The 22275-nt window shown below is 63.8% G+C and carries 27 protein-coding genes and 1 other RNA gene; 15 read left to right on the forward strand and 13 right to left on the reverse strand.

What is annotated here, in order from left to right; all coding sequences use genetic code 11:
* Positions 1–35 precede the first annotated feature (35 nt).
* From MESOP_RS17785 to MESOP_RS17795, 3 genes are all read right to left on the reverse strand, one after another.
* Entirely contained in the window at positions 36–923 is an 888-nt protein-coding gene (locus MESOP_RS17785) for a sigma-70 family RNA polymerase sigma factor (protein ID WP_013894724.1), read from the reverse strand.
* Between the two features lie 27 nt (positions 924–950).
* Positions 951–1256, reverse strand: coding sequence for a hypothetical protein (locus MESOP_RS17790; protein WP_013894725.1), 306 nt, complete (start codon positions 1254–1256; stop codon positions 951–953).
* A 125-nt stretch (positions 1257–1381) separates the two neighbouring features.
* Positions 1382–1819, reverse strand: coding sequence for a MarR family winged helix-turn-helix transcriptional regulator (locus MESOP_RS17795; RefSeq protein WP_013894726.1), 438 nt, complete (start codon positions 1817–1819; stop codon positions 1382–1384).
* A gap of 158 nt (positions 1820–1977) precedes the next feature.
* Between MESOP_RS17795 and MESOP_RS17800 the strand changes: the two genes are divergently transcribed.
* The gene (locus MESOP_RS17800) at positions 1978–3780 is read left to right on the forward strand and encodes a chloride channel protein (protein WP_013894727.1); all 1803 of its coding nucleotides are present in this window, start codon (positions 1978–1980) and stop codon (positions 3778–3780) included.
* On the opposite strand, the gene MESOP_RS17805 is transcribed toward MESOP_RS17800, so the two are convergent.
* From MESOP_RS17805 to MESOP_RS17820, 4 genes are all read right to left on the reverse strand, one after another.
* Entirely contained in the window at positions 3777–3995 is a 219-nt protein-coding gene (locus tag MESOP_RS17805) for a ribbon-helix-helix domain-containing protein (protein ID WP_013894728.1), read from the reverse strand. The genes MESOP_RS17800 and MESOP_RS17805 overlap by 4 nt on opposite strands.
* A gap of 24 nt (positions 3996–4019) precedes the next feature.
* Positions 4020–4214 carry a DUF4169 family protein gene (locus tag MESOP_RS17810; RefSeq protein WP_013894729.1) on the reverse strand — a complete coding sequence of 65 codons (195 nt, stop codon included), beginning with the start codon at positions 4212–4214 and terminating at the stop codon, positions 4020–4022.
* Between the two features lie 16 nt (positions 4215–4230).
* The gene (locus MESOP_RS17815) at positions 4231–4770 is read right to left on the reverse strand and encodes an SspB family protein (protein WP_013894730.1); all 540 of its coding nucleotides are present in this window, start codon (positions 4768–4770) and stop codon (positions 4231–4233) included.
* Positions 4771–4917: 147 nt separating this feature from the next.
* On the reverse strand, positions 4918–5607 hold the full coding sequence (locus MESOP_RS17820; protein WP_013894731.1) for a TetR/AcrR family transcriptional regulator: 690 nt from the start codon (positions 5605–5607) through the stop codon (positions 4918–4920).
* A 189-nt stretch (positions 5608–5796) separates the two neighbouring features.
* On the opposite strand from MESOP_RS17820, the gene MESOP_RS17825 reads away from it, so the two are divergent.
* Positions 5797–7002 carry a multidrug effflux MFS transporter gene (locus MESOP_RS17825; RefSeq protein WP_013894732.1) on the forward strand — a complete coding sequence of 402 codons (1206 nt, stop codon included), beginning with the start codon at positions 5797–5799 and terminating at the stop codon, positions 7000–7002.
* Between the two features lie 47 nt (positions 7003–7049).
* On the opposite strand, the gene MESOP_RS17830 is transcribed toward MESOP_RS17825, so the two are convergent.
* Positions 7050–7601: an AAA family ATPase gene (locus MESOP_RS17830; protein ID WP_013894733.1), complete on the reverse strand. Its 552-nt coding sequence runs from the start codon at positions 7599–7601 to the stop codon at positions 7050–7052.
* 109 nt (positions 7602–7710) lie between these two features.
* Positions 7711–8071: a transfer-messenger RNA gene (gene ssrA, locus MESOP_RS33780) on the reverse strand.
* A 168-nt stretch (positions 8072–8239) separates the two neighbouring features.
* On the opposite strand from ssrA, the gene MESOP_RS17835 reads away from it, so the two are divergent.
* Entirely contained in the window at positions 8240–8551 is a 312-nt protein-coding gene (locus MESOP_RS17835) for a DUF2853 family protein (protein WP_013894734.1), read from the forward strand.
* Positions 8552–8907: 356 nt separating this feature from the next.
* The gene (locus tag MESOP_RS17840) at positions 8908–9702 is read left to right on the forward strand and encodes a thymidylate synthase (protein WP_013894735.1); all 795 of its coding nucleotides are present in this window, start codon (positions 8908–8910) and stop codon (positions 9700–9702) included.
* Positions 9703–9711: 9 nt separating this feature from the next.
* On the opposite strand, the gene MESOP_RS17845 is transcribed toward MESOP_RS17840, so the two are convergent.
* A complete protein-coding gene (locus tag MESOP_RS17845; protein ID WP_013894736.1) occupies positions 9712–9921 on the reverse strand; it encodes a TOBE domain-containing protein in 210 nt (69 codons plus the stop codon).
* Positions 9922–10069: 148 nt separating this feature from the next.
* Between MESOP_RS17845 and modA the strand changes: the two genes are divergently transcribed.
* From modA to MESOP_RS17865, 4 genes are all read left to right on the forward strand, one after another.
* Positions 10070–10864, forward strand: coding sequence for a molybdate ABC transporter substrate-binding protein (modA, locus tag MESOP_RS17850; RefSeq protein ID WP_013894737.1), 795 nt, complete (start codon positions 10070–10072; stop codon positions 10862–10864).
* A gap of 26 nt (positions 10865–10890) precedes the next feature.
* Positions 10891–11595 (forward strand): molybdate ABC transporter permease subunit, encoded by a 705-nt coding sequence (gene modB / locus MESOP_RS17855; RefSeq protein WP_013894738.1) that lies wholly within the window; start codon positions 10891–10893, stop codon positions 11593–11595.
* The gene (gene modC, locus MESOP_RS17860) at positions 11592–12704 is read left to right on the forward strand and encodes a molybdenum ABC transporter ATP-binding protein (protein ID WP_013894739.1); all 1113 of its coding nucleotides are present in this window, start codon (positions 11592–11594) and stop codon (positions 12702–12704) included. The genes modB and modC overlap by 4 nt, the downstream gene beginning before the upstream one ends.
* Positions 12705–12786: 82 nt before the next feature.
* The gene (locus MESOP_RS17865; protein ID WP_013894740.1) at positions 12787–13128 is read left to right on the forward strand and encodes a winged helix-turn-helix domain-containing protein; all 342 of its coding nucleotides are present in this window, start codon (positions 12787–12789) and stop codon (positions 13126–13128) included.
* Between the two features lie 165 nt (positions 13129–13293).
* Here MESOP_RS17865 and cobF read toward each other — a convergent pair whose 3' ends face one another.
* Positions 13294–14058 carry a precorrin-6A synthase (deacetylating) gene (gene cobF, locus MESOP_RS17870; protein ID WP_013894741.1) on the reverse strand — a complete coding sequence of 255 codons (765 nt, stop codon included), beginning with the start codon at positions 14056–14058 and terminating at the stop codon, positions 13294–13296.
* A 131-nt stretch (positions 14059–14189) separates the two neighbouring features.
* Between cobF and MESOP_RS17875 the strand changes: the two genes are divergently transcribed.
* From MESOP_RS17875 to MESOP_RS17900, 6 genes are all read left to right on the forward strand, one after another.
* A complete protein-coding gene (locus tag MESOP_RS17875; RefSeq protein ID WP_013894742.1) occupies positions 14190–15206 on the forward strand; it encodes a DUF4424 domain-containing protein in 1017 nt (338 codons plus the stop codon).
* Positions 15206–15724, forward strand: coding sequence for a dihydrofolate reductase (locus MESOP_RS17880; RefSeq protein WP_013894743.1), 519 nt, complete (start codon positions 15206–15208; stop codon positions 15722–15724). The genes MESOP_RS17875 and MESOP_RS17880 overlap by 1 nt, the downstream gene beginning before the upstream one ends.
* Before the next feature lie 168 nt (positions 15725–15892).
* Positions 15893–17008: an FtsH protease activity modulator HflK gene (gene hflK / locus MESOP_RS17885; RefSeq protein WP_013894744.1), complete on the forward strand. Its 1116-nt coding sequence runs from the start codon at positions 15893–15895 to the stop codon at positions 17006–17008.
* Positions 17008–17952 (forward strand): protease modulator HflC, encoded by a 945-nt coding sequence (gene hflC / locus MESOP_RS17890; protein WP_013894745.1) that lies wholly within the window; start codon positions 17008–17010, stop codon positions 17950–17952. Before hflK ends, hflC begins: the two co-directional genes overlap by 1 nt.
* A 7-nt stretch (positions 17953–17959) precedes the next feature.
* Positions 17960–18148 (forward strand): DUF2065 domain-containing protein, encoded by a 189-nt coding sequence (locus MESOP_RS17895; RefSeq protein WP_013894746.1) that lies wholly within the window; start codon positions 17960–17962, stop codon positions 18146–18148.
* Between the two features lie 150 nt (positions 18149–18298).
* Positions 18299–19816, forward strand: coding sequence for a DegQ family serine endoprotease (locus MESOP_RS17900; protein WP_013894747.1), 1518 nt, complete (start codon positions 18299–18301; stop codon positions 19814–19816).
* Between the two features lie 29 nt (positions 19817–19845).
* On the opposite strand, the gene MESOP_RS17905 is transcribed toward MESOP_RS17900, so the two are convergent.
* Both MESOP_RS17905 and serB read right to left on the reverse strand, forming a co-directional pair.
* On the reverse strand, positions 19846–20418 hold the full coding sequence (locus tag MESOP_RS17905) for a GNAT family N-acetyltransferase (protein ID WP_013894748.1): 573 nt from the start codon (positions 20416–20418) through the stop codon (positions 19846–19848).
* Positions 20415–21302: a phosphoserine phosphatase SerB gene (gene serB, locus MESOP_RS17910; protein ID WP_013894749.1), complete on the reverse strand. Its 888-nt coding sequence runs from the start codon at positions 21300–21302 to the stop codon at positions 20415–20417. Before serB ends, MESOP_RS17905 begins: the two co-directional genes overlap by 4 nt.
* On the opposite strand from serB, the gene miaA reads away from it, so the two are divergent.
* A complete protein-coding gene (miaA, locus tag MESOP_RS17915; protein WP_041164177.1) occupies positions 21292–22257 on the forward strand; it encodes a tRNA (adenosine(37)-N6)-dimethylallyltransferase MiaA in 966 nt (321 codons plus the stop codon). The genes serB and miaA overlap by 11 nt on opposite strands.
* Positions 22258–22275 lie beyond the last annotated feature (18 nt).

The following is a 22275-nucleotide window of genomic DNA, read 5'->3' on the forward strand; positions in this document are numbered from 1 at the left end:
AGGGCAGTAGGGCAGTATCCTCCCACCGGAATCGTTTAAAGAACCAGCAGTTCGGCGCCGTCCGCGGCATAGCGGGCGTGGCGGAAGTCGCGGATGGCGGCAAGCTTGCCGTCCTGCCAGGCCAGCAAGATGAAATAGGTGGGTCGTGCGCCCGGGTCGTTGGCGTCGCGGACGAGGATTGCCGGCCTGTCTTCGACGAAGCCGGGCACGAAGCACCAGTCCTGCACCCGGGAATAGTTGCTGAAATAGGTGCCGACTTCCTTGCGGCCGTTCAACCGCGTCTTGGCCACCAGTTCGAGCCGGACTTCATCGGCCAGCATGTCGCGCACCGCGTCGAAATCGCGGGCGTTGAAGCGATCGATGTAGGCATCGAGCAGCAGACGTTCCGCAGCGCTCAATCTCGGAACAGGGCGGTCGTCCTGTTCGTCAGCGAGTTCGCGCAACCGGCCCCGGCCGCGATGCAGCGCGGCCTTGATCGCCGGGACGCTGGCATCGAGCGTGGCGCTGATCTCCTGCAGCGAATAGCCGAGAACATCCATCATGATGACGCTGCTTCGCTGCGCCACGGGAAGGCGCATGAAGGTGTGCAGCGCGGCAGAAGCGGCCTGACGGTCAACGGTAGGGTTTGCCGGGTCGACGATCATGTCCGGATCCTCATCGGAATGGACCTTTTCACGAGCGCGGCGGCGCAGGAAATCGAGCGCCGTGTTGTGGGCGATGCGAAACAGCCACCCTTCCGGGTTGGCGATCGGCCCGGCATCGGCCAAGGCCTGGAATGCCTTGGCCAGCGCCTCCTGCAGCACGTCCTCGCCGTCGATGACCGAGCCCGTCATGCGGGCGCAGTAACGGTGCAGCTTGGGGCGCAGCTCCCCAGACAGGCGCTCGAAAAGCGCGCTGTGCCGGTCAGCAACGGGAATGGTCATGCGTCTCCCATCCTGCGACGTCCTCGGTTACGCATCCAGCATCCGGTAACTGCCCACCACGGTCATCTCGTCGCGCTGCGGACGTTCGCTGCAACGATCCCGGATGCCGTTTTGAAATGCCTCAAATGCGGCCAGTCCGGTGATGATGTCGGCATGGGCATCGGTTTGCGTCTCGACCAGATGGACGAATGTACCGTCGCCGGAGCGCAATGTCATATAGCGAACGCCGTTCGGCGATTTGTCGTGCAACTCCTGGAAAACGGCCTTGACCAACCGCTCGTTCTCGTCGGCCCGTTCCGGTTTCGTCTTGTAGCGTATCAGATGGCGTTTCATCTCTGGCCTTCCTCTGGATTGTACCGCGCCCCTTTCGGGCTCTCACTGCCGAGACGTTGCGGAGAGGCCAAAGGATGCGGGGCGTCGTGAAAATATAGGCGCCGTCCGCGCAAGACGTTCGAGCATCACTCGCCGTCCCGATCGAGCAGGCGCCGCAACATGGGCTCTATGCGCGAGAGTTCGTCGAGATGAACCGCCGACAGCTCGGCCAGACGATCGTCGGCGCGCTCGGTCAGCCGCAGCAGCACGCGGCGATGGTCGTCCTTGTCCTGGTCGCGTACGACCAGCCCCGCCTCGCCGAGGCGGTTGACCAGTTCGACGGCGCTGTGGTGGCGGATGCGCAGGCGCTCCGCCAAGTCGCCGACCGTCACCGGTCCGCCGCCCGGAAAACCCTTGATCGCCAGCAGCGCCTGGTGCTGGCGCGGCGTCAGGCCGGCGTCTTCGGCCTGGATCTGGCTGAATTCAAGGAAGCGGCGGATCAGGTAGCGAAACTCGGACAGCCGCTGGTAGTCGGACTGTCTGATGGCGGGGCGTGATTTCCTAGGCTGCGTCATATCGGACATTTGTTCGGTTTCCGGCGAAAGCTCAAACGGATTTCGAGCAGAACCCGCTTGAATATTTATATCGTGTTACGATACATAGCCAGCCGACAAAGCCGGCTGGCCGCTTCGACCGTGCCGCGCGTGCGAGATACGGCCCGGTGCCAGGAAGCAAAACCATCATGAAGACCCATCAACCCAATCCCGACCATCTCAGGGATTTTACGACCGATGCCAGAGTGCTGCTGGTTGCCGCCATCGCCGTCGTGGTGGCGACAGCGGGGCTGTTTGCCGGCATCGTGCTGTTGAAGCTGATCAGGCTTGCCACCAACATTGCCTATTTCGGCCAGTTCTCGCTTGCCGACCTGAAGCTGCAGGATACGCCGCTTGGGCTTGCCGCCGTCCTCGTTCCGGTTGTCGGCGCACTGATCATCGGCCTGATGGCGCGCTACGGCAGCGAGAAGATCCGCGGCCACGGCATTCCCGAAGCGATCGAGGCGATCCTGCTCGGGCGCTCGAAACTCGACGCCAAGGTGGCGATCCTGAAGCCGCTGTCGTCGGCGATCTCGATCGGCTCCGGCGGTCCGTTCGGCGCCGAAGGCCCGATCATCATGACGGGCGGCGCGATCGGCTCGCTGATCGCGCAGATGCTGCCGGTCAGCGACAATGAACGCAAGACGCTGCTGGTGGCGGGCGCCGCGGCCGGCATGACGACCGTGTTCGGCACGCCGATCGCCGCCATCATGCTGGCGGTCGAACTGCTGCTTTTCGAATGGACGCCGCGCAGCTTCATTCCCGTCGCAGTCGCGGCAATCATCGCCGAGGTCGAGCGCACCCTGCTGCATCTGCCCGGGCCGATCTTCCCGTTCGAGGGCGGCATGGCGGTCTCGTTCACCGGGCTTGGCGGCTGGGTTCTGGTCGGCATCTGCGCCGGCCTGTTGTCGGGGCTTTTGACGCAGATGGTCTATGCCTGCGAGGACGCCTTCCAGAAACTGCCCATCCACTGGATGTGGTGGCCGATGATCGGCGGCCTGGTGGTCGGCATCGGCGGGTTGATCGAGCCGCGGGCACTCGGCGTCGGCTATGACAACATTTCGGACATGCTGAACGGCCACACGCTTGCCACCGCCGCACTCCTCCTGCTGGTGGTCAAGGCCATCATCTGGTCAGTGGCGCTCGGTTCGGGAACGTCCGGGGGCGTGCTGGCGCCGCTGTTGATCATGGGCGGGGCGATGGGGGCGGTGCTCGCCGGTTTCCTGCCGGCGGCGGATCCGGGCTTCTGGGCACTGCTGGCGATGGCTGCCACCATGGGCGGCACGATGCGGGCGCCGCTGACAGCCACTTTCTTCGCTGTCGAGTTGACCGGCAACACCCATGTGCTGGTGCCGCTGATCGCGGCTTGTGCGGCGGCGCACGCCGTCACCGTGCTCCTGATGAAGCGTTCGATCCTGACCGAGAAGATCGCGAGGCGAGGGCACCATCTGGTGCGCGAATATCGCGTCGATCCCTTTGCACTGACCAGGGTGCGCGAGGTGATGACCACGCAGGTCGAGAGCGTACCGGCGACGATGACGCTGCATGGCGCTGCGGCCTTCCTGACCGCACCGGAAACGCGGCATCCGAGCTTCCCGGTGATCGACGAGAACGGGCATGTGCTCGGCCTCATCGATCCGCCGGCGATCCTGCGCTGGCGGCGCGCCGGAACCCACCGCACCACGACGCTCGGCGCGTTGCTGGCCGGGAGCAAGGTGACGCTGGCCTATCCGGACGAGTATCTGGAAGGCCTCTCCGACAAGCTGCTGACCGCCAACGTGTCGCATCTGCCGGTCGTCACCCGCGAAGGCCTGCAACTGGTGGGCTATGTCGGCTGGAAGGATCTGATGCGCGTGCGGTCTCGCAAACAGGCGGAAGAGCGTGAGCGTTCGACCTTGCTTGGCTTCGGCGGCAGGCGCAGGCAAAAGGCGGACGCTGTGGAGGAAGGCTAGGCGCCGCGCTTCGCCCATTCCAGGACATGCAGCCTCAGCGCCGAGGACAGGTTGGTGTCGCGCGGCCGCGTCTCGTCGACTTCGGCGACGAGAGCGGCAAGCGTCAGCTTCCTGGCCGCGGCGATGGCGACGAGATCGTCATAGAAGGGCTTTTCGAGGGAATAGCTGGTGCGATGGCCGCGAATGGTCACGGAGCGCTTTTCGACGACGCTCACGGTCGGACGCTCATGGCCGGACGCTCATTGGTCGTCGCTGTCGGACGGCTCGAGGCGATGGCCGGCGACGAATTTGTCGGCCTTGTCGGCGATCAGCCGGTCGCGCTGCTTGTCCGCCTTGGAACGGCCGTGCAGCGCCCGGTTCTGTTCGGCGACGCGCAGCTTCTCGTCCCGCGCCCTCTGCTTGCGAGCCTGGCGTAGGTTGACGATGTCGGCCATGGCGCGAACCGTGGGCTTATTTCTTGCGGAAAGCGTCGAGCGAAACCACTTCGGCGCCTTTGGCGGCGGCGTCGCCCGCGGCCGGCTTCTTCTCCGGCTCGGCGGCAGCCTTCTTCTCGGCCTTGGTCTTTTTCTCGGAGACTATGGTCAGCGGTTCGGGCGTGGCCTGGTCTTCCAGTTCCTCGGTCGCCGCACCTTCGGTCTTGACGTCGAATTCGAGCTCGAAGTTGACCGATGGATCGTAGAAGCCGCGCACGGCGGAGAACGGAATTTCGAGCTTCTCCGGCACATCGGAGAAGGACAGGCCAACCTCGAAACCAGTGTCGGTCACCTTCAGGTCCCAATACTGGAACTGGATGACGATGGTCATCTGCTCGGGATACCGCTCGCGCAGGCGCGACGACACGCGCACGCCGGGCGCGCCGGTCAGGAAGGTGATGAAGAAATGATGGTTGCCGGGGAGGCCGGTGCGCGCGACCTCGGCCAGGACCTTGCGCATGACGCCGCGCAACGCCTCCTGGGCCAGAATGTCGTAGCGGATATGGTCGTCGGCCATGTGGTGGTCGGGTTCCGTTGAATCGTCCGCATAGCTGTAATCAAGCTTGAGCGCGGCGTAAACCGCATATAGACCGCCGCCGCGCCGAAGCCAGAGTTATTGCGAACGATTTGATCGGCAAGCCGGCTTCGCGGCAATCCCAAAATGTCAGGCGTTAGCCAGCGCAGCGTGCTTCTTGACGCCGGTCGGGGAAGGGCGCTTGCCGAAAGCGCGCAGGAAGGTGCGCACGCCATTCGTTGCCGATTGCACAACCTCGTCTTCGCCCGGCGTGCCGCCAAGCATGAACGTTGTCTGCAGTTCGGCGTTGACAAGGCCAAGGAACTGGCGCGCCGCCACGTCGGGATCCTCGATCGTGAGGTATCCGCCATAGGCAAGGCGGGCGAAGCGGGCAGCAATCGCCGGCCATGTCCGGCCCGGTCCCTGTTCGCGCCACTCGGCGAAAAGTTCCGGGTAGCGCTCGCCTTCGGTCTGGATCAGCTTGCGCAGGAATTTTCCGTCGCGGTTGCAGATGCAATTCTGGTTCAGTCGCACGGCAAAGCCGATCAGGTCCGCTTCGAGATCGCCGGGCTGGTCGGGAAAGGTGGCAATGGTGGCAAAAATACCGGCGTTGCAGCGCTCGGTGAGGTCGCGCACCACCGCCATGAACAGCTTTTCCTTGTCGCCATGGTGGTTGTAGACGGTTTGACGCGATACGCCGGCCTCGGCGGAGATCAGGTCGATATTGGCGCCGGCGAAACCCTCGCGGCAAAACACGCCCGCAGCGGCATCGACGATCGATATGCGCTTGGCCTCATGGCCGCGTGGCGGGAAAGTGTCAGGAGAAACGCCCAGTCTCATGAAAACCTATATAGAGGTGATTGACGATTTAGACAAGAGTGTCTAAATTTGTGGACACGATACAAAGGGATTTCACTCCTGGGAGGCGAAAGGAATTCGCTCTCGGAGAGTCGGAATCCCGTGGGATGGAACGTCCTAGGGTTAGACGTCGCCTGGCGGCGGCAACCAGATTCGAAAGAAGCCAATATCATGAGTCCCAAATTCCTCCGCATCGCGGTCGTGCTCGGCCTGTTGTCCGCCATCGGCCCGTTCGCGATCGACATGTATCTTCCGGCCCTGCCGTCGATCGGCGAGGATCTGCATGCCAGCACGGCCGCCGTGCAGATGAGCCTGCTGATCTTTTTCCTGTCGATGGGCTTCGGCCAGATCGTCGTCGGGCCGATCTCCGACATGGTCGGCCGCAAGCTGCCGCTCTATGGCGGGCTTGCGCTGTTCATGGTCGGCGGTATCGGCTCGGCCATGGCGCCGACCATCGAGTGGCTGATCGCCTTCCGCTTCCTGCAGGGGCTTGGCGCCAGCGCCGGCATGGCCGTGCCGCGCGCCATCGTGCGCGACCTGCATACGGGCAATGAGGCCGCCAAGCTAATGTCGCTGTTGATGCTGGTGTTTTCGGTGTCGCCGATCCTGGCGCCGCTGACCGGCAGCCAGATCATCGAGAGTTTCGGCTGGCGCGCCGTGTTCTGGACGGTGACCGGCGCCGCAGCCCTTGCCACGATCCTGCTCGCGACCTCGCTCAAGGAGACGCGGCCGGCGGAGGAACGCGTCGGTTCCTCCTTCGGAACCGCGCTTGCCGGCTACCGCTTCCTGATGGGTGACCGCAACTTCCTTGGCCTGGTGGCGATCGCAGGCTTCGGCATTGCGAGCTTCTTCGTCTACCTGTCGAGCTCGTCCTTCATCCTGATCGACCATTACGGGCTGTCGCCTTCGGTCTACAGCGTGTTCTTCTCGATCAACGCGGTGGCCTTCATCGGCATGTCGCAGCTGACGGGATTGCTGGCCGAGCGGTTCGGGCTGCGGCGCGTGGTGCGTGTCGCGGTGACCGGCTATGCGACGACGATGGTGGTGCTGTTCGCGGTGATGGCGACCGGCGTCGACCGGCTCGACGTGATGGCGGCACTGCTGTTCGTCGGTTACGGCTTCCTCGGCCTGGTCATCCCGACCACGTCGGTGCTGGCCATGGAAGAGCATGGCGAGATCGCCGGCACGGCGTCGGCGCTGATGGGCACGCTCCACTTCGCCATCGGCGCGCTGGCCATGGGCGTCGCCGGCGTGTTCTTCGACGGCACGCCGCTGCCGATGGTCGCCGGCATCACGCTGTGCGCCGTGATTTCCTTCACGCTAGCCAAGATCACGCTCGGCCGCTCGCGTGAGGCGGTCGAAGCGCCGGCCGAATAGGCACTGCTCGCAAGCACATGAAAAGGCCGGGTTTTCCCGGCCTTTTTTCATACCAATTCTGTCTCGGTCAATACGAAGCGCAGCCGCGCTTCGACTGGCGCCAGGGGCAGCGGAACCAGTTCATAACCCAATTCCCCGTAGACGCCGACCAGCGCATGATAGGTGCGCTCGGCCTCGTCGAGCGTCTGCTTGCGCTCTTCATCCTGCGCGAAGATTTCCGGCCAAGGCGGGGCGACGAAGACGCGCGGGCTGTAGCGGAAGTGCTTGGTGGCGGCGCTGACGTGCTCTGGCACCGGCAAGCCGATCAGCCGGAGATAGCCAAGCGTGTCGGGCACGCCGCGATCGAAGAAGACCGGCCCCTTCTGTTCGATCGCGTGCCGATACGAGCGCATCTCCCATGACAGCATCAGTTCGGCGAACAGGGCGCGATCGTGCCAGGGCAGGGCGGATCCACCGATGGCCGACTGGTCGCGGATGATGCCACGCCCGGCCTCGATGGATGTCGCATAGCCTGCCTGACGTAAGGCTTCGATCAGGGTGGTCTTGCCGGAACCGGGACCGCCGGTCAGCACGAAGAATCGATCCGAATCGTTTTGCATTTTTTTGCCTATGGGAGAGAGGCACCTGGCGCCACGGCTCGGGTCACGCGGGCCGTACAAGGGCCGGCGCGGACTTGCCGTTGCGCGTGTCGTATGTCGAGAGGGGAGAAGTGGAGGTTTCTGTTGCCAGGTACCTCCGAACCCCGCCTAGAAGTGCGAACCCCTAGGGCTTGATTTGAAGCTATCGCACTGCATTAAGCAGCGAGACGTGCTTCCGCATAGTTGTCGTTGGCAACTATAAGTTTAGCCCGATGACGGTGGTACAATGCCGGGCAAAAGTACGATCTTTACACCTTCGTCGATCCTATTTCGCCCCCAGCAAAAACCGCTCTGTCCTGAACAGCGGCTTTTGGTGGAGGCGCCGGGTACCGCCCCCGGGTCCGAACGGCTTATTTCATCGCCCATTTATCGCCATAGTCGGTCAAGCCGACAAACCGAATATAGGGGGCTGCCGCCAGAAATGAAAGGGCGCAATGGTGCTTTGTCGGTGTGTCAAATCGCGACGCCCGAGGGTTGACTTGGGCACGGTCTCAACCGAAGCTTTGCCGCGGTGAGGAGTTATCGACCAAGCGCACAGATTGCGAAGCGCGCCACAGCCCTCATCGATCGGATCGGTGGCGCCGACGAGGGGAATTTTGATGGCCGACTATCTTGCGGATGTGAAGAAGTATGACACCGCGGCAAACGCCGCCGCGGTCGAAAAGATCGTCAAGCACCTTGGCATCGCGCTGAGAAACCGCGATTCCTCGCTGGTGTCCTGCACGGACCCGAAGGAACTCGAACGCGTCCGGGAGAGCTGGGTCGCCAAGAAACTCGGCGTCAGCGATGCCGCGAAAGCCGACGCCGCGATCCAGAAGACCTGCACGGCGATGCACGCGGACAACACCAAGAGCCGCGTGACCTTCTACTATCTGGTGGCCAAGGATCTGGGCAAGCTCGGCTCGCTCTGACGATCGCACCAACTGGCTGACGCGGGGCTGGGCAGTCGGTTCAGGTTGACCTTCACTTCACCAGGCGTCAGCGCCGCCCCTCATCTGGCTGCCGCCATCTTCTCCCCGTATAGTGACGGGGAGAAGGGCGCTGTCTTTGACGTTTTCGCCAATCTCGAGCGTTGTAAGTAGGGCGCCAGCGTTGCGGCCAGCACCTTTCTCCCCGTCACTATACGGGGAGAAATGCCCGGCAGGGCAATGAGGGGCGGCACAAACGCTGGGAAGAATGGTGGTGCAAGCGACGCCCGTCGTTTTGCTGTGTTCGACGGGCTGTCCGGCAGCTATAATGCCTGCACACTCGAATCGAGCCGGAACCGATGCGCCAGTATCTCGACCTCTTGCAGCATGTGCTGGAAAACGGCGCCGATCGCGGCGACCGCACGGGCACCGGCACGCGTTCCGTCTTCGGCTACCAGATGCGTTTCGATTTGGCGCGCGGCTTCCCGGTCACCACCACCAAGAAGCTGCACCTGAAGTCGATCATCCATGAACTGCTGTGGTTCCTGGCCGGCGACACCAATATCAAATACCTGACTGACAACGGCGTTTCCATCTGGGACGAATGGGCCGACGAGAATGGCGACCTCGGTCCGGTCTATGGCAAGCAATGGCGCTCCTGGCCGGACGGCCATGGCGGCTCGATCGACCAGATCGCGAATCTTTTGAAGGAGATACGCCGCAATCCTCAATCGCGGCGACTGATCGTCTCAGCCTGGAATCCGGCCGAGGTCGAGGCCATGGCGCTGCCGCCGTGCCACTGCATGTTCCAGTTCTACGTGTCCGAGGGCCGGCTTTCCTGCCAACTCTATCAGCGCTCCGCCGACATCTTCCTCGGTGTTCCCTTCAACATCGCTTCCTATGCCTTGCTGACGCTGATGGTGGCGCAGGTGACCGGGCTGAAGCCGGGTGATTTCGTCCACACGCTGGGTGACGCGCATCTCTACTCCAACCATTTCGAGCAGGCGCGCGAGCAGTTGCGGCGCACGCCGAGGGCGCTGCCGACAATGTGGATCAACCCGGAGGTGAAGGACCTGTTCGCCTTCCGCTTCGAGGATTTCCGGCTGGAAAACTACGTCGCCGACGCGTCGATCAAGGCGCCCATCGCGGTCTGAACCGCGGCTTCAATCTACTCCGACCATCACGTCCGAGGCCTTGACCACGGCGTAGGCCTGCTTGCCTTTTTCGAGCTTCAGGTCGGTAACGGCCTCGTTGGTGATCGAGGCGGTGACGATGGCGCCGCCGCCGATGTCGATCCTGACGTGCGAGGTGGTGGCGCCTTTGGCGATCTCGGTGATGGTTCCCTTGAGGATATTGCGAGCGCTGATCTTCATCGAAGGTCCTTTCCAAGTCTTTTCTTTGCCCGTTTTACCAGAACAATCGATATCGGGAAGGATGTCGGGCCTTCCCTTGTTATATTCATGCGGATATATCGGTTGTCAGGCCTTGAGCCGCACGGATTTCAAACCAGGGAGAGTTTCGATGAAGCGCAAAGGTCTGGGGTTGCGGGCGATCGCCATTGGCGGTTTCGCGGCGGCGTTGATGGCGGCGGTGCCAATAGCGCACGCGGAAGACAAGGTCGTGGTGTTTGCGGCCGCCAGCCTCAAGGACGCGCTCGACGCGGTGAACAAGGCCTGCGAGGCCGATGTCGGCGAGGCCGCGACCGTCTCTTATGCCGCAAGCTCGGCGCTGGCCAAGCAGATCGAGGGCGGGGCGCCGGCCGATGTCTTCATCTCGGCCGACCTCGACTGGATGAAATATCTCTCCGACAAGAAGCTGATCAAGCCCGACACCGAATTGAAGCTGCTCGGCAACGAGATCGTGCTGGTGGCGCCGAAGGATTCGACTGCTAAAACCAAGATCGAGAAGGGGTTTGGCTTCGCCAGGCTGGTTGGCGACGGCAAGCTCGCCATGGGTGACGTCAAGGCGGTGCCGGCCGGCAAATACGGCAAGGCGGCGCTGGAATCGCTCGGTGTCTGGTCTTCGGTCGAGGGCAAGGTGGCGCAGGCCGAGAATGTGCGTGCGGCGCTGAAGCTGGTTTCGACGGGCGAAGCGGCTTTCGGCATCGTCTATGCCACCGACGCGCATGCCGAAAAGGGCGTCAAGGTGGTCGGTACCTTCCCGGAGGATTCGCATCCGCCGATCATCTATCCGGTTGCCCAGACCGCCGATTCGAAGGACAAGGATACGACGGCCTTCCTGAAATGCCTGCAATCCGCCAAAGCCGGCGCGCTTTTCAAGGAGCAGGGCTTCACCGTGCTCACGCCGAGCAACTGACTCTGAAAAGGCCCTGAAATCGCAATATGAACTGGCTGCTGGACCTCACTCCCGACGAATGGAATGCGGTCCGGCTGTCGATCAAGGTGGCGACGGTGGCGATGCTCGCCAGCCTGCCGCCCGGCATATTGATCGCGCTTGTGCTTGCGCGGGGAGAATTCTGGGGCAAGACGCTGCTCAACGGGCTGGTGCACCTGCCGCTGATCCTGCCGCCAGTGGTGACAGGCTATCTGCTGCTTTTGACTTTCGGCAAACGCGGGCCGGCCGGCGCCTTCCTAGCCGAGCATTTCGGCATTGTTTTCTCCTTCCGCTGGACGGGTGCGGCTCTTGCTTGCGGCGTCATGGGCTTTCCCCTGATGGTGCGGGCGATCCGTCTGTCGATCCAAGCGGTGGACAGCAGAATCGAGGCGGCGGCAGGGACGCTCGGCGCCAATCCGTTGTGGGTGTTCGCCACCATCACGCTGCCGCTGATCCTGCCCGGGCTGATCGCCGGCGCGATCCTTTCCTTCGCCAAGGCGATGGGCGAGTTCGGCGCGACGATCACCTTCGTCTCCAACATCCCCAACGAGACACAGACGCTGCCTTCAGCGATCTACACCTTCACGCAGGTGCCCGGCGGCGATGAGGGAGCGCTGCGGCTGACGCTGATCTCGATCGTTATCTCGATGGCGGCGCTCGTCGCCTCGGAAGTGCTGGCGCGGCGCGTCGGCCGGCGGATGGATATCGAATGAGCGTCCTCGTCGACATCGGCCACCGGCTCGGCGATTTCGCCATCGACGCCCGCTTCGAGAGCGCCGGGCGGCTGACGGCGCTGTTCGGCCCGTCCGGTTCGGGCAAGACGACGCTGATCAACATGATCGCCGGCCTGATCCGGCCCGGCAAGGGGCGCATCGAGGTCGACGGCCGCGTGCTGGTCGACACGGATGCCGGCATTTTCGTGCCGAGGCACGGGCGCCGCATCGGCATGGTGTTCCAGGATGCGCGGCTGTTTCCGCATATGAGCGTGGCCGGCAATCTGCGCTATGGCCGCTGGTTCACGCCGGCTGGCGAGCGCTACGCCGACATGGAAGCGGTTGTCGACCTGCTCGGCATCGCTCCGCTTCTGGACAGGCGGCCGGCAAAGCTGTCGGGCGGCGAGAGACAGCGCGTGGCGATCGGCCGGGCGCTGCTGGCCAGCCCCAGGCTGCTGCTCATGGATGAGCCGCTGGCTTCGCTGGACGAGGCGCGCAAGGCCGAGATCCTGCCCTATATCGAGCGGCTGCGCGACGAGACGAAGATTCCAATCGTCTATGTCAGCCATTCGATCGTCGAAGTGGCGCGGCTGGCCAGCGATGTGGTGACGCTGGCGCAAGGCAAGGTCGTTGCCAGCGGCCCGACCGAGGCCGTCATGCAAAGGCTCGACCTGCTGCCCGCGGAAGAGCGCGGCGAGGGCGGCGCCGTGCTCGACACGAAGGTGCTGCGCCATGACGAGGCTTTCGGCATGACCGTGCTCGGCTCGGCCGCCGGCGAGATCCGCGTGCCGCGACTGGCCGTGACGGCAGGAGCTCCGGTGCGCATCCGCATCCGCGCCCGCGACGTCATGATCGCCACCGAACAACCCAAGGGCCTCAGCGCGCTCAACATCCTGCCCGGAACGATCGTGGCGATCAGCCCGGGCGAGGGGCCGGCGGTCGAGGTCGGCATCGACTGCAATGGCGCAACGGTGCTTGCCCGCATCACCGAGCAGTCGCGGCAGGCGCTGAAGCTGCGGCTGGGCGGCAAGGTTTTCGCGGTGGTCAAGACGGTGAGCTTCGATCGGGCCAACACCAGCGCCGGTTTGCCGTTCGAGGTCGATGGCTGACAGGCGCGGCGATCGGCGCTATGTTGATTTGGAATAGCGGTATCACCAAGGCAAGGCTTGGGGTAATCGCGGAGGAGCAAAGATGCCGTCGTTGAGCTTGCGGATAAATCTCGATCCGGACGGGCGAATTGGGCCGGGCAAGATCGAGCTGCTGGAGCAGATCGCCTCCTTCGGCTCGATTTCGGCCGCCGCGCGCGGCATGGAGATGTCCTACAAGCATGCCTGGGACCTGGTCGAGGACATGAACCGCGTGTTCGGCAAGCCGCTGGTTTCGGCGCAGACCGGCGGCCGCAAGGGCGGCGGCGCGCAACTGACGGCGGTCGGCCTGGCGGTGGTCAGCCGTTTCCGCGCCATCGAGCGCGCGGCGGCCACGGCGGCAGCGACGCATATGGAGGCACTGCAGGCGGAGATCGATGCTGGGTAGGTAGTAGGGCAGTAGGGCAGTAGGGCAGTAGGGCAGTAGGGCAGTAGGGCAGTAGGGCAGTAGGGCAGTAGGGCAGTAGGGCAGTAGGGCAGTAGGGCAGTAGGGAGGTAATTCGTAGCTGTTTTCCAGCACAAAAAATCCTTCACCTACTGCCCTACTGCCTTCCTATTCGCCCGGCTTGCGCAGCAGATACGTATCCATGATCCAGCCCTTTTGCCGGCGGGCTTCCTCGCGGGTTTGTTCGATCCTGGCGCCGACGTCACCCAGGCGGCCTGAAATGAGGATCTCATCGGGTGTGCCGAGATAGGCGCCCCAATGGATGGTGACATCCTGGTCGGCCAGCGTGTTGAAGGCACATTTGCCGTCGAGCATGACGACGGTGCTGCCGGCATTTTCGGCCAGGCCCTCTTCGGTAAGCCTGCGGCCGGTGGTGACCAGGATGGAATCGCCAATGCGGTTCAGCGCCATTTTGTGGCTGGCCGCCAGCGCCTGGATGGCGGTGATGCCGGGGATGACTTCCAGTTCGAAGGCGACATTGCCCCTCAGCCGCACGCGCTCGAGGATGCGCAAGGCGCTGTCGTAGAGCGTGGGATCGCCCCAGATCAGGAAGGCGCCGCAGCCGTCCTCGGCGATCTCGCCGCGGATCAGGCCCTCGTAGATGGCGGCTATGGCTTCGTGCCAGTCGTCGACGGTCGAGCGGTAGGATGGCGCCGGCTCGGCGCGCACCGGCACGTCGAACTCGACGCGGCGCGACTTCGGGTTGGTGACGAAGCGGTCGCAGATCCCGCGCCGCAGGTCGGCAAGGTCGTTTTTCTTCGCGCCCTTGTCGGGAATAAACAGGACGTCCGCCCGGTTCAGGCCGGTTATGGCCTGCACGGTCATGTGGTCTGCATTGCCGGCTCCGATGCCGATGACGAGAAGCGTGCGCATGAAGCGAACTCCTGCCCGATCGGAGCCTGTTAGTCCAGACATCGTGGCGCGGTCATCGGATATGGAAGGGCTTTGAAACGCCACGTTGAAACGGCTAGGGTCATCGCGACATTCTCGCCGAGGGAGCTTTCATGTTGCGATATATGCTGAGCGCGGTGCTGGTCTTCTCGACCGTGCCAGCCTTTGCCAATGATTCAGTGGCCGAACTCGGCACCGGCGGCCTGATCCTGTCGCGCAGCGACGCCGTGGCGATGCAAAGCGAGGATCTGTTCATCTCGCCCGAAAAGGTGACGGTCGACTACGTCTTCCACAACAACACCGACAAGGATGTCGATGCGATCGTCGCCTTCCCGATGCCCGACATTTCCGGCAATCCCGAAGAGATGCCGGCCATTCCCGAGAACCAGAGCGACAACTTCCTTGGCTTCGAGGTGACGATCGACGGTGTCGCGGCAAAGCCGCAGCTCGAGCAGAAGGTGTTCGCGCTCGGCATCGATATCAGCGCCGATTTGAAGGCGCAGAACGTGCCGTTCAATCCGTTCGGCGACGCGGCCAAGGCGGCCCTGGCGAAGCTGCCGCAAGCGGTGGCCGACGACTGGGTCAATCGCGGCATCATCATCGAGGATACCGCCGATGACGGGAGCGGCATGAAGTCCAGCTATGCGCCGTTCTGGCAGCTGCGCTCGACCTATTGGTGGCGCTCGACCTTTCCCGCCAACAAGGACGTTCATGTCGCGCACCGCTACAAACCGAGCGTCGGCGGCACCTCTTCGGTCAGTTTTTTCAACGAGGGCCAGTTCCAGGGCGCATATGCGGCCTACAAAACCCGCTACTGCATGGACGACACGTTCGAAAAAGCGGTGCGGAAGGCTGCGAAGGACAGCCCCGACGGCTACCCGAAATATTATGAAAGCCGCATCGCCTATATCCTGACCACGGGCGGCAACTGGGCGGCGGGCACCATCGGCAAGTTCAAGCTGACCATCGACAAGGGCAACCCGAAGGCGCTGGTCTCGTTCTGCGGCGACAATGTCAAAAAGGTTGGGCCGACGAGCTTCGAGATGACCGCTGACGATTTCTATCCCGAGCACGACATCGACATCCTCTTGCTTGAACCGTCGGACAGCAGCGGCGGGGACGCGAACTGATGCATGTCGCGATCTACGTTGCCATCGCCGAGAATGGCGTGATCGGCCGGGACGGCGGGCTGCCCTGGCGGCTCTCCACCGATCTCAAGCGGTTCAAGGCCGACACGATGGGCAAGCCCATCATCATGGGCCGCAAGACCTATGAGGGCATCGGCCGGCCGCTGCCGGGCAGGCTCAACATCGTCGTCACGCGCGACAAGGCCTGGCGCGCCGAGGGCGTCGAGGTGGCGCATACGCTGGAGGCCGCGATCCAGCTGGCGAATGTGCGCGGACGCTGCATGACGGGCGTGGACGAGGTCTGCGTCATCGGCGGCGGCGAGATCTATGCCCAGGCACTGCCGCTGGCCGACCGGCTGCACGTCACTCATGTTCTGGCCGCCGTCGACGGCGACGCGCATTTTCCACCGATCGACCCGAAATCCTGGCTTATGGTGAGTGCGCAGGAGGTTCCCGCCGGGGAGAAGGACAGCCACGCGACGCGCTATTCGGTTTACGAGCGCCGCCGCGAGATACATTGATAGACAAAAAGGGCATTGAAAGACGACAAAGGGTCGCGACCGGTCCAAATCGGACGAAGTCGGCGGCGCATCGCGTTGAAAGCGTGCCGTGGCGACCCTATAGAAGAACAACACTGGATTTGCGCCGTAACTCCGGCGCTTGAGGGAATTCCAAGCGAAAGGACATTCATGCCCTGGAACGACAAGAGTGGCGGAGGCGGCGGCCCGTGGGGCGGCGGCGGCAACAATCAGGGACCCTGGGGGCAGGGGCCAAAGGGACCGAGCGGCCCGCAGGGTTCGCCTCCCGACCTCGAAGACATCATTCGCCGCGGCCAGGACAGGCTGCGGCGCGCGCTGCCCGGCGGTGGCGGCGCCAGTCCGGCCGTGTTCGGGCTGATCGCCGCTGTACTGGTCGTTCTATGGGCGTTCCAGGCGGTCTATACCGTGCAACCGGACGAAGTCGCGGTCGAACTGCGCTTCGGCAAGCCGAAGGCCGAACTCTCGCAGCCCGGCCTGCATTTCCATTGGTGGCCGCTTGAGACCGTCGAGACTGCAAAGATTTCCGAGCAGCTCGTCGACATTGGCGGCGGCAACACCAGCGGCAACGGCCTGATGCTTTCGGGCGACCAGAATATCGTCAACGTGCAGTTTTCGGTGGCCTATCAGGTGTCCGATCCCCGGGCCTATCTGTTCGACGTCTCCGACCCGGACGGCATGCTGCGGCAGGTCGCCGAAAGCGCCATGCGCGAAGCCGTGGGCCGCAGGCCGGCACAGGACATCTTCCGCGATGACCGCCAGGGCATAGCGGCGTCGGTGCGCGAAATCATCCAGACGACGCTGGACGGCTACAAGGCCGGTCTCAACGTCAACGCCGTCTCGATAGAGGATGCGGCACCGCCACGTGAAGTGGCCGACGCCTTCGACGAGGTGCAGCGTGCCGAGCAGGACGAGGACAAGTTCGTCGAGCAGGCCAATCAGTATTCCAACCAGAAGCTTGGGCAGGCGCGCGGCGAAGCGGCACAGGTTCGCGAAGACGCGGCCGCCTACAAGAACCGCGTGGTGCAGGAAGCCGAAGGTGAGGCCCAGCGCTTCATCTCGGTCTACGACGAATATGTCAAAGCGCCCGATGTCACGCGCAAACGGCTTTATCTGGAAACCATGGAGAGGGTTCTGAAGGACTCGAGCAAGGTCATCGTCGAGCAGGGCAACGGACAAGGTGTCGTGCCCTATCTGCCGCTGCCCGCACTGCAGCCCAAGCCGCCGGCACCGGCCGCGCCTGCCGCGAACACGGGAGGGACCCAGTGATGGCCAACCGTCTTCCCATCGTCGTCGCCATCGCGGCGGTCATCCTGTTCCTGATCTATTCTTCTGTCTTCGTGGTCAATGCCCGCCAGCAGGCGCTGGTGTTGAGGTTCGGCGAGATCGTCGACGTCAAGAGCGAACCCGGCATCTATTTCAAGGCGCCGTTCTCGTTCTTCGACGCCGACACGGTGCAGCTGATCGAGAACAGGGTGCTGCGCTTCGACCTGGACAACATCCGCGTCCAGGTGTCGGGCGGCAAGTTCTACGAAGTCGATGCCTTCATCGCCTATCGCATCTCGGATCCGCGCGTCTTCCGTGCCGCCGTGTCCGGCCAGATCGAACTGGCGGAAGCGCGGCTCAGGACGCGTCTCGACGCTGCCTTGCGCCGCGTCTACGGTCTGCGCGACTTCGAGGCCGCGCTTTCGGAACAGCGTGCGGTGATGATGCGCGAAGTGCGCGATCAGCTCCGGCCCGACGCCACGTCGCTTGGCCTGCAGATCGAGGATGTCCGCATCCGCCGTACCGACCTGACGGCCGAGGTTTCACAGCAGACCTACGATCGCATGAAGGCGGAACGGCTGGCCGAGGCCGCCAGGCTACGGGCACGCGGCAACGAAGCGGCACAACGCATCACGGCACGCGCCGATCGTGAAGTCGTCGAGATCGTGGCCGAAGCGCAGAAGGAGTCCGAGATCCTGCGCGGCGAGGGCGAAGCCCAGCGCAGCGCCACCTTCGCGGGAGCTTACCAGCGCGACCCGGCTTTCTTCGATTTCTACCGGTCGATGAATGCCTATGGCACCGCGCTGGACAACACCGGGACGACGATGGTGCTGTCGCCGAGCTCCGAGTTCTTCCGCTTCTTCCGCAATCCCGACGGCAAGGAAGGGCCGGCAAACCCGGCACCGGCGCCCGCCGCGCCGGCGACACAACCCAGTACCGGCCAGTAACGGGCCGGTGCAGGATTTCTTCGCGGCGATAGGCCTGGTCCTTGTCATAGAGGGCCTGGTCTATGGCGGCTTCCCCGGCTTTGCGAGGAAGCTCGCGGGCGAGGTGCTGTCCATGCCGGAAAATGCCTTGCGGATCGGCGGCCTGGTGGCGATCGCCATCGGTGTCGGCATCGTCTGGCTGGTGCGCGGCGGATGAGAGCGGCCGGCTTTCGTCTCTGGAATAATGGAGGATTTATCCTCTGCCGATAGTCATAGCCGCAAACGTGCCGTATTTTTTGCCAAGATGGCGCAACGCGGTATCTTCGCCATTGCGCTTTCTTTTTCAGACATACCGGGAGGCTTCTCGATGACATCCACACTCCTCTTGCGCGCGGCACGGCGGACGTTCATCGCTGGCGCGGCGGCGCTTCTCGTCGGCGCCGTTGCTGTCCCGTCCTTCGTGACCCCGACATTGGCCGCCGACGGGCCGGCCTCGGTGGCGGACCTTGCGCAAGGACTGCTCGGCGCGGTGGTCAACATCTCGACCTCGCAGACGGTGAAGGGCACGGAAGGTCCGGGCGCGGTGCCGATGCCGCAGCTGCCCGAGGGCTCGCCCTTCCAGGACTTCTTCGACGATTTCTTCAAGAACCGGGGCGGCGACAAGGACAATGGCGCGCAGAAAGTGCAGTCGCTGGGGTCCGGTTTCGTTATCGACGCCGAACAGGGCATCGTCGTCACCAACAATCATGTGATCGCCGATGCCGACGACATCGAGGTCAATTTCTCCGACGGCATCACGTTGAAGGCGACGCTGGTCGGCACCGACACCAAGACGGATGTCGCGGTGCTGAAGGTCGATCCGAAAGGCCACAAGCTGACGGCGGTGAAGTTCGGCGATTCCACCAAGATGCGCGTCGGCGACTGGGTGATGGCGATCGGCAATCCGTTCGGCCTCGGCGGCACCGTCACCGTCGGCATCGTCTCGGCCCGCAACCGCGACATCAATTCCGGCCCCTATGACGATTTCATCCAGACCGACGCCGCGATCAACCGCGGCAATTCCGGCGGCCCGCTGTTCAACAGCGCCGGCGAGGTCATCGGCATCAACACGGCGATCATTTCGCCGTCCGGCGGCTCGATCGGTATCGGCTTCTCAATCCCCTCGCAGCTCGCCTCGGGCGTTGTCGAACAGCTGCGCCAGTATGGCGAGACACGGCGCGGCTGGCTCGGCGTGCGCATCCAGCCGGTGACGGACGATATCGCCGAGAGCCTCGGCATGGCGACCGCCAAGGGCGCGCTGGTCGCCGGCGTCATCAAGGGCGGTCCTGTCGACAACGGCACCATCCAGGCCGGCGACGTCATCCTCAAGTTCGACGGCAAGGATATCCATGAAATGCGCGACCTGCCGCGCGTGGTCGCCGAAAGCCCGGTCGGCAAGGCGGTCGACGTGCTGATCGTGCGTAAGGGCGTCGAGCAGACCGTGAAGGTGACGCTCGGCCGGCTCGAGGATGGCGAGAAGGCCGCCAACGCCGAAGAAGGCGGCAATACCGATCAGGACAAGGGCGACAAGGCTCCGGCCGTCTCGACGGCCTCCGTGCTCGGCATGACCGTCGGCGAACTCAATGACGAGACGCGCAAGAAGTTCAGCATCGCGGCCGATGTGTCGGGCGTCGTCATCACCGATGTCGCCAAGGATTCGGCCGCTTCGGAGCGCGGCATCCAGCCCGGCGAGGTGATCACCGAGATCGCCCAGGAATCGGTTGCCACGCCCAAGGACGTCATGGACCGGATCGGTGCCCTTAAGGAACAGGGGCGCAAGAACGCGCTGCTGATGCTGGCGTCGAAGACCGGCGAGTTGCGCTTCGTGACGATCCGGATGGATTGAGATTTCAATCCGGCGATTCAAAAAGGCGGCTAACCGGCCGCCTTTTTTCTTGCTTGCCAGTCCTTGCGCGAAAGCCGGTAGAGCACATGCCGCTTGAGTGCGGGGTGGCTGTCGGGAATGTTGGGATGATCGAAGTCGGCTGATGGATCGGCTGTCATGCCGAGACGTTCCATGACGGCCGTGGAGCGGCGGTTGGCCGCGACGGCGAATGACACGATTTCATCGAGGCCAAGCGTCTCGAAGCCGTAGGCTAGCCACGCCTCGGCTGCCTCGGTGACGTAGCCCTTGCCCCAGAAGTCAGGCGCCAGCCGCCAGCCGATCTCGACGGTGCCGGCCGGCAGGGACGGCACATGATCGGTGTCGAGGAGGCCGACAAAGCCGATGCACTCGCCCGTGGCGACAATTTCGGCTGCCGCGAAACCGTAACCATCCTCAGCGATCCAGGCGCGGAATTCATCCATCTTGGCGTCCGCCTGGGCGCGGTCGCGGCGGAACGGGAAGAACTCCATGACCCGTTCGTCGGAGTTGATGCGGTGGAACAGGTCGCGGTCGCGGTCTTCCCAGTTGCGCAGGATCAGGCGCTCGGTTCGCAATGGTTTCATTGCACGAATTCTTCCTGGCGATAGCCCTGCAGATAGAGCAATGCGGTCAGGTCGCCATGGTCGATGCGAATCTTGGCCTGGGCCGCCACGGTCGGCTTGGCATGGAGCGCGACACCGGTGCCGGCCAGGCGGATCATGTCGAGATCGTTGGCACCGTCGCCGACGGCGATCGCATCAGCCGGTGTCAAGCCGAGGCGGGCGGTGATTTCGAGCAGCGCATCGGCCTTGGCGGCGCGGCCAAGGATCGGCTCGCCGACCAGCCCGGTGAAGCATCCGTCCTGTTCAAGCAAGCGGTTGGCTCGGTTCTCCTGGAACCCAAGCATGGCCGCGATGCGCGTGGTGAAGACTTCGAAGCCGCCAGACACGAGCGCCGTCCAGGCGCCGTTGGCGCGCATGGTCTGAACCAGGGCGCGGCCGCCTGAGGCCAATGTCAGCCGGTTGGTGACGATGCGGTCGACCACGGCGGCTTCGAGGCCCTTCAGCAGCGCCACGCGTTCGCGCAGCGCCGGTTCGAAAGCGATCTCGCCATTCATCGACCGCGCCGTGATGACGGCAACACGATCCTTGATGCCGATCTCGTCGGCCAGTTCGTCGATGCATTCCTGGTCGATCATGGTCGAATCCATGTCGGCGATGAGGATCTTCTTTCGCCTTGCGTCAGCCTGCTGGACGATCACATCGACCGGCTCCGCGGCCAGTGCGGCGCGCAGGACGGCGGTGGTTTCGGCGGCGTCGGCTTCTTGCGGCAGGGCAAGATCGCAGGCAATCCCTTCGGCCAGCCAGACGACGGCGCTTGCGCCCACCGACCGTGAGGCCATATTCGCAAGCGACGGCGACAGAGCGCGGTCAGCGGGACGGGAAACAAGCGTGGCAATGAGCGGCATCGAGAATTCCGGCGCGGGTGCGGGCGAAGGCCGCGTGAAGAACGCGATCCTGATAGCCGGGCCGACCGCCAGCGGCAAGTCGGCACTGGCGCTCGACTTGGCAGAACGCACGGGCGGCGTCATCGTCAACACCGATTCCATGCAAGGCTATTCGGTTCTCGACGTGCTGACCGCCAGGCCGGGAGCGGCCGACCTCGCACGAGCGCCGCATTTTCTCTATGGGCACGTCCATCCCGGCACCGCCTACTCGACGGGAGCATGGCTGCGCGACGTGACGAAGCTGATCGACGACGGCGCGCTCTCGCGACGGCCGATCTTCGTCGGCGGCACCGGGCTTTACTTTCGCGCGCTGGCCGAGGGCATTTCGGAAATGCCCGACATTCCCCAGCAGGTGCGCGACCGCTGGCGCTACGAACTGAAGGAACAGGGATCGGTCAAGCTGCATGGCATCCTGCTGCGCGAGGATTCGAGAACCGCCATGCAATTGAAGCCCACCGACAGCCAACGCATCGTGCGCGCGCTCGAAGTGCTCGATGCATCCGGCCGATCGATCCTGGAATGGCAGGCCGAGCGCGGCCGGCCGCTCATCGACAGGCAGACGGCGCATTTCCGGGTCATCGAGCCGGACCGGGCTGTGCTGGTCGATCGCATCGAAAGGCGTTTCGACCAGATGCTGGACAAGGGCGCGCTGGAGGAAGTCAGGCAACTTGCGGCTCTTCATCTCGATCCGGACCTGCCGGCGATGAAGGCGATCGGCGTTCGTGAGCTGCAGGGCGCGATGGCCGGGCAATCCAGTTTTCCCGAGGCGATCGAACGCGCCAAGATCGCGACGCGGCAATATGCCAAGCGGCAGGCGACCTGGTTCCGGCATCAACTGGGGCCGGAATGGCAAAGATTGCGCCCTGGTGACGATCTCGAAACCACGATCCAAGCACTTGTTGCCAATACAACCTGAAAAGTTGACCCCAAGGAA

It is taken from the genome of Mesorhizobium opportunistum WSM2075 (genome assembly GCF_000176035.2).
In the GTDB taxonomy this organism is placed as follows: domain Bacteria; phylum Pseudomonadota; class Alphaproteobacteria; order Rhizobiales; family Rhizobiaceae; genus Mesorhizobium; species Mesorhizobium opportunistum.

Excerpts from the sequence above, each read along its gene's own strand:
- MESOP_RS17875 (WP_013894742.1), top strand. The coding sequence starts at position 14,190 with ATGTTGCGATATATGCTGAGCGCGGTGCTGGTCTTCTCGACCGTGCCA.
- MESOP_RS17845 (WP_013894736.1), bottom strand. The coding sequence starts at position 9,921 with ATGAAGATCAGCGCTCGCAATATCCTCAAGGGAACCATCACCGAGATC.
- serB (WP_013894749.1), bottom strand. The coding sequence starts at position 21,302 with ATGCCGCTCATTGCCACGCTTGTTTCCCGTCCCGCTGACCGCGCTCTG.
- MESOP_RS17830 (WP_013894733.1), bottom strand. The coding sequence starts at position 7,601 with ATGCAAAACGATTCGGATCGATTCTTCGTGCTGACCGGCGGTCCCGGT.
- hflC (WP_013894745.1), top strand. The coding sequence starts at position 17,008 with ATGGCCAACCGTCTTCCCATCGTCGTCGCCATCGCGGCGGTCATCCTG.
- MESOP_RS17840 (WP_013894735.1), top strand. The coding sequence starts at position 8,908 with ATGCGCCAGTATCTCGACCTCTTGCAGCATGTGCTGGAAAACGGCGCC.
- MESOP_RS17795 (WP_013894726.1), bottom strand. The coding sequence starts at position 1,819 with ATGTCCGATATGACGCAGCCTAGGAAATCACGCCCCGCCATCAGACAG.
- hflK (WP_013894744.1), top strand. The coding sequence starts at position 15,893 with ATGCCCTGGAACGACAAGAGTGGCGGAGGCGGCGGCCCGTGGGGCGGC.
- MESOP_RS17785 (WP_013894724.1), bottom strand. The coding sequence starts at position 923 with ATGACCATTCCCGTTGCTGACCGGCACAGCGCGCTTTTCGAGCGCCTG.
- MESOP_RS17790 (WP_013894725.1), bottom strand. The coding sequence starts at position 1,256 with ATGAAACGCCATCTGATACGCTACAAGACGAAACCGGAACGGGCCGAC.
- MESOP_RS17820 (WP_013894731.1), bottom strand. The coding sequence starts at position 5,607 with ATGAGACTGGGCGTTTCTCCTGACACTTTCCCGCCACGCGGCCATGAG.
- MESOP_RS17815 (WP_013894730.1), bottom strand. The coding sequence starts at position 4,770 with ATGGCCGACGACCATATCCGCTACGACATTCTGGCCCAGGAGGCGTTG.
- MESOP_RS17880 (WP_013894743.1), top strand. The coding sequence starts at position 15,206 with ATGCATGTCGCGATCTACGTTGCCATCGCCGAGAATGGCGTGATCGGC.
- MESOP_RS17900 (WP_013894747.1), top strand. The coding sequence starts at position 18,299 with ATGACATCCACACTCCTCTTGCGCGCGGCACGGCGGACGTTCATCGCT.
- MESOP_RS17810 (WP_013894729.1), bottom strand. The coding sequence starts at position 4,214 with ATGGCCGACATCGTCAACCTACGCCAGGCTCGCAAGCAGAGGGCGCGG.
- miaA (WP_041164177.1), top strand. The coding sequence starts at position 21,292 with ATGAGCGGCATCGAGAATTCCGGCGCGGGTGCGGGCGAAGGCCGCGTG.
- cobF (WP_013894741.1), bottom strand. The coding sequence starts at position 14,058 with ATGCGCACGCTTCTCGTCATCGGCATCGGAGCCGGCAATGCAGACCAC.
- MESOP_RS17905 (WP_013894748.1), bottom strand. The coding sequence starts at position 20,418 with ATGAAACCATTGCGAACCGAGCGCCTGATCCTGCGCAACTGGGAAGAC.
- modB (WP_013894738.1), top strand. The coding sequence starts at position 10,891 with ATGAACTGGCTGCTGGACCTCACTCCCGACGAATGGAATGCGGTCCGG.
- modA (WP_013894737.1), top strand. The coding sequence starts at position 10,070 with ATGAAGCGCAAAGGTCTGGGGTTGCGGGCGATCGCCATTGGCGGTTTC.
- MESOP_RS17825 (WP_013894732.1), top strand. The coding sequence starts at position 5,797 with ATGAGTCCCAAATTCCTCCGCATCGCGGTCGTGCTCGGCCTGTTGTCC.
- modC (WP_013894739.1), top strand. The coding sequence starts at position 11,592 with ATGAGCGTCCTCGTCGACATCGGCCACCGGCTCGGCGATTTCGCCATC.
- MESOP_RS17800 (WP_013894727.1), top strand. The coding sequence starts at position 1,978 with ATGAAGACCCATCAACCCAATCCCGACCATCTCAGGGATTTTACGACC.
- MESOP_RS17835 (WP_013894734.1), top strand. The coding sequence starts at position 8,240 with ATGGCCGACTATCTTGCGGATGTGAAGAAGTATGACACCGCGGCAAAC.
- MESOP_RS17865 (WP_013894740.1), top strand. The coding sequence starts at position 12,787 with ATGCCGTCGTTGAGCTTGCGGATAAATCTCGATCCGGACGGGCGAATT.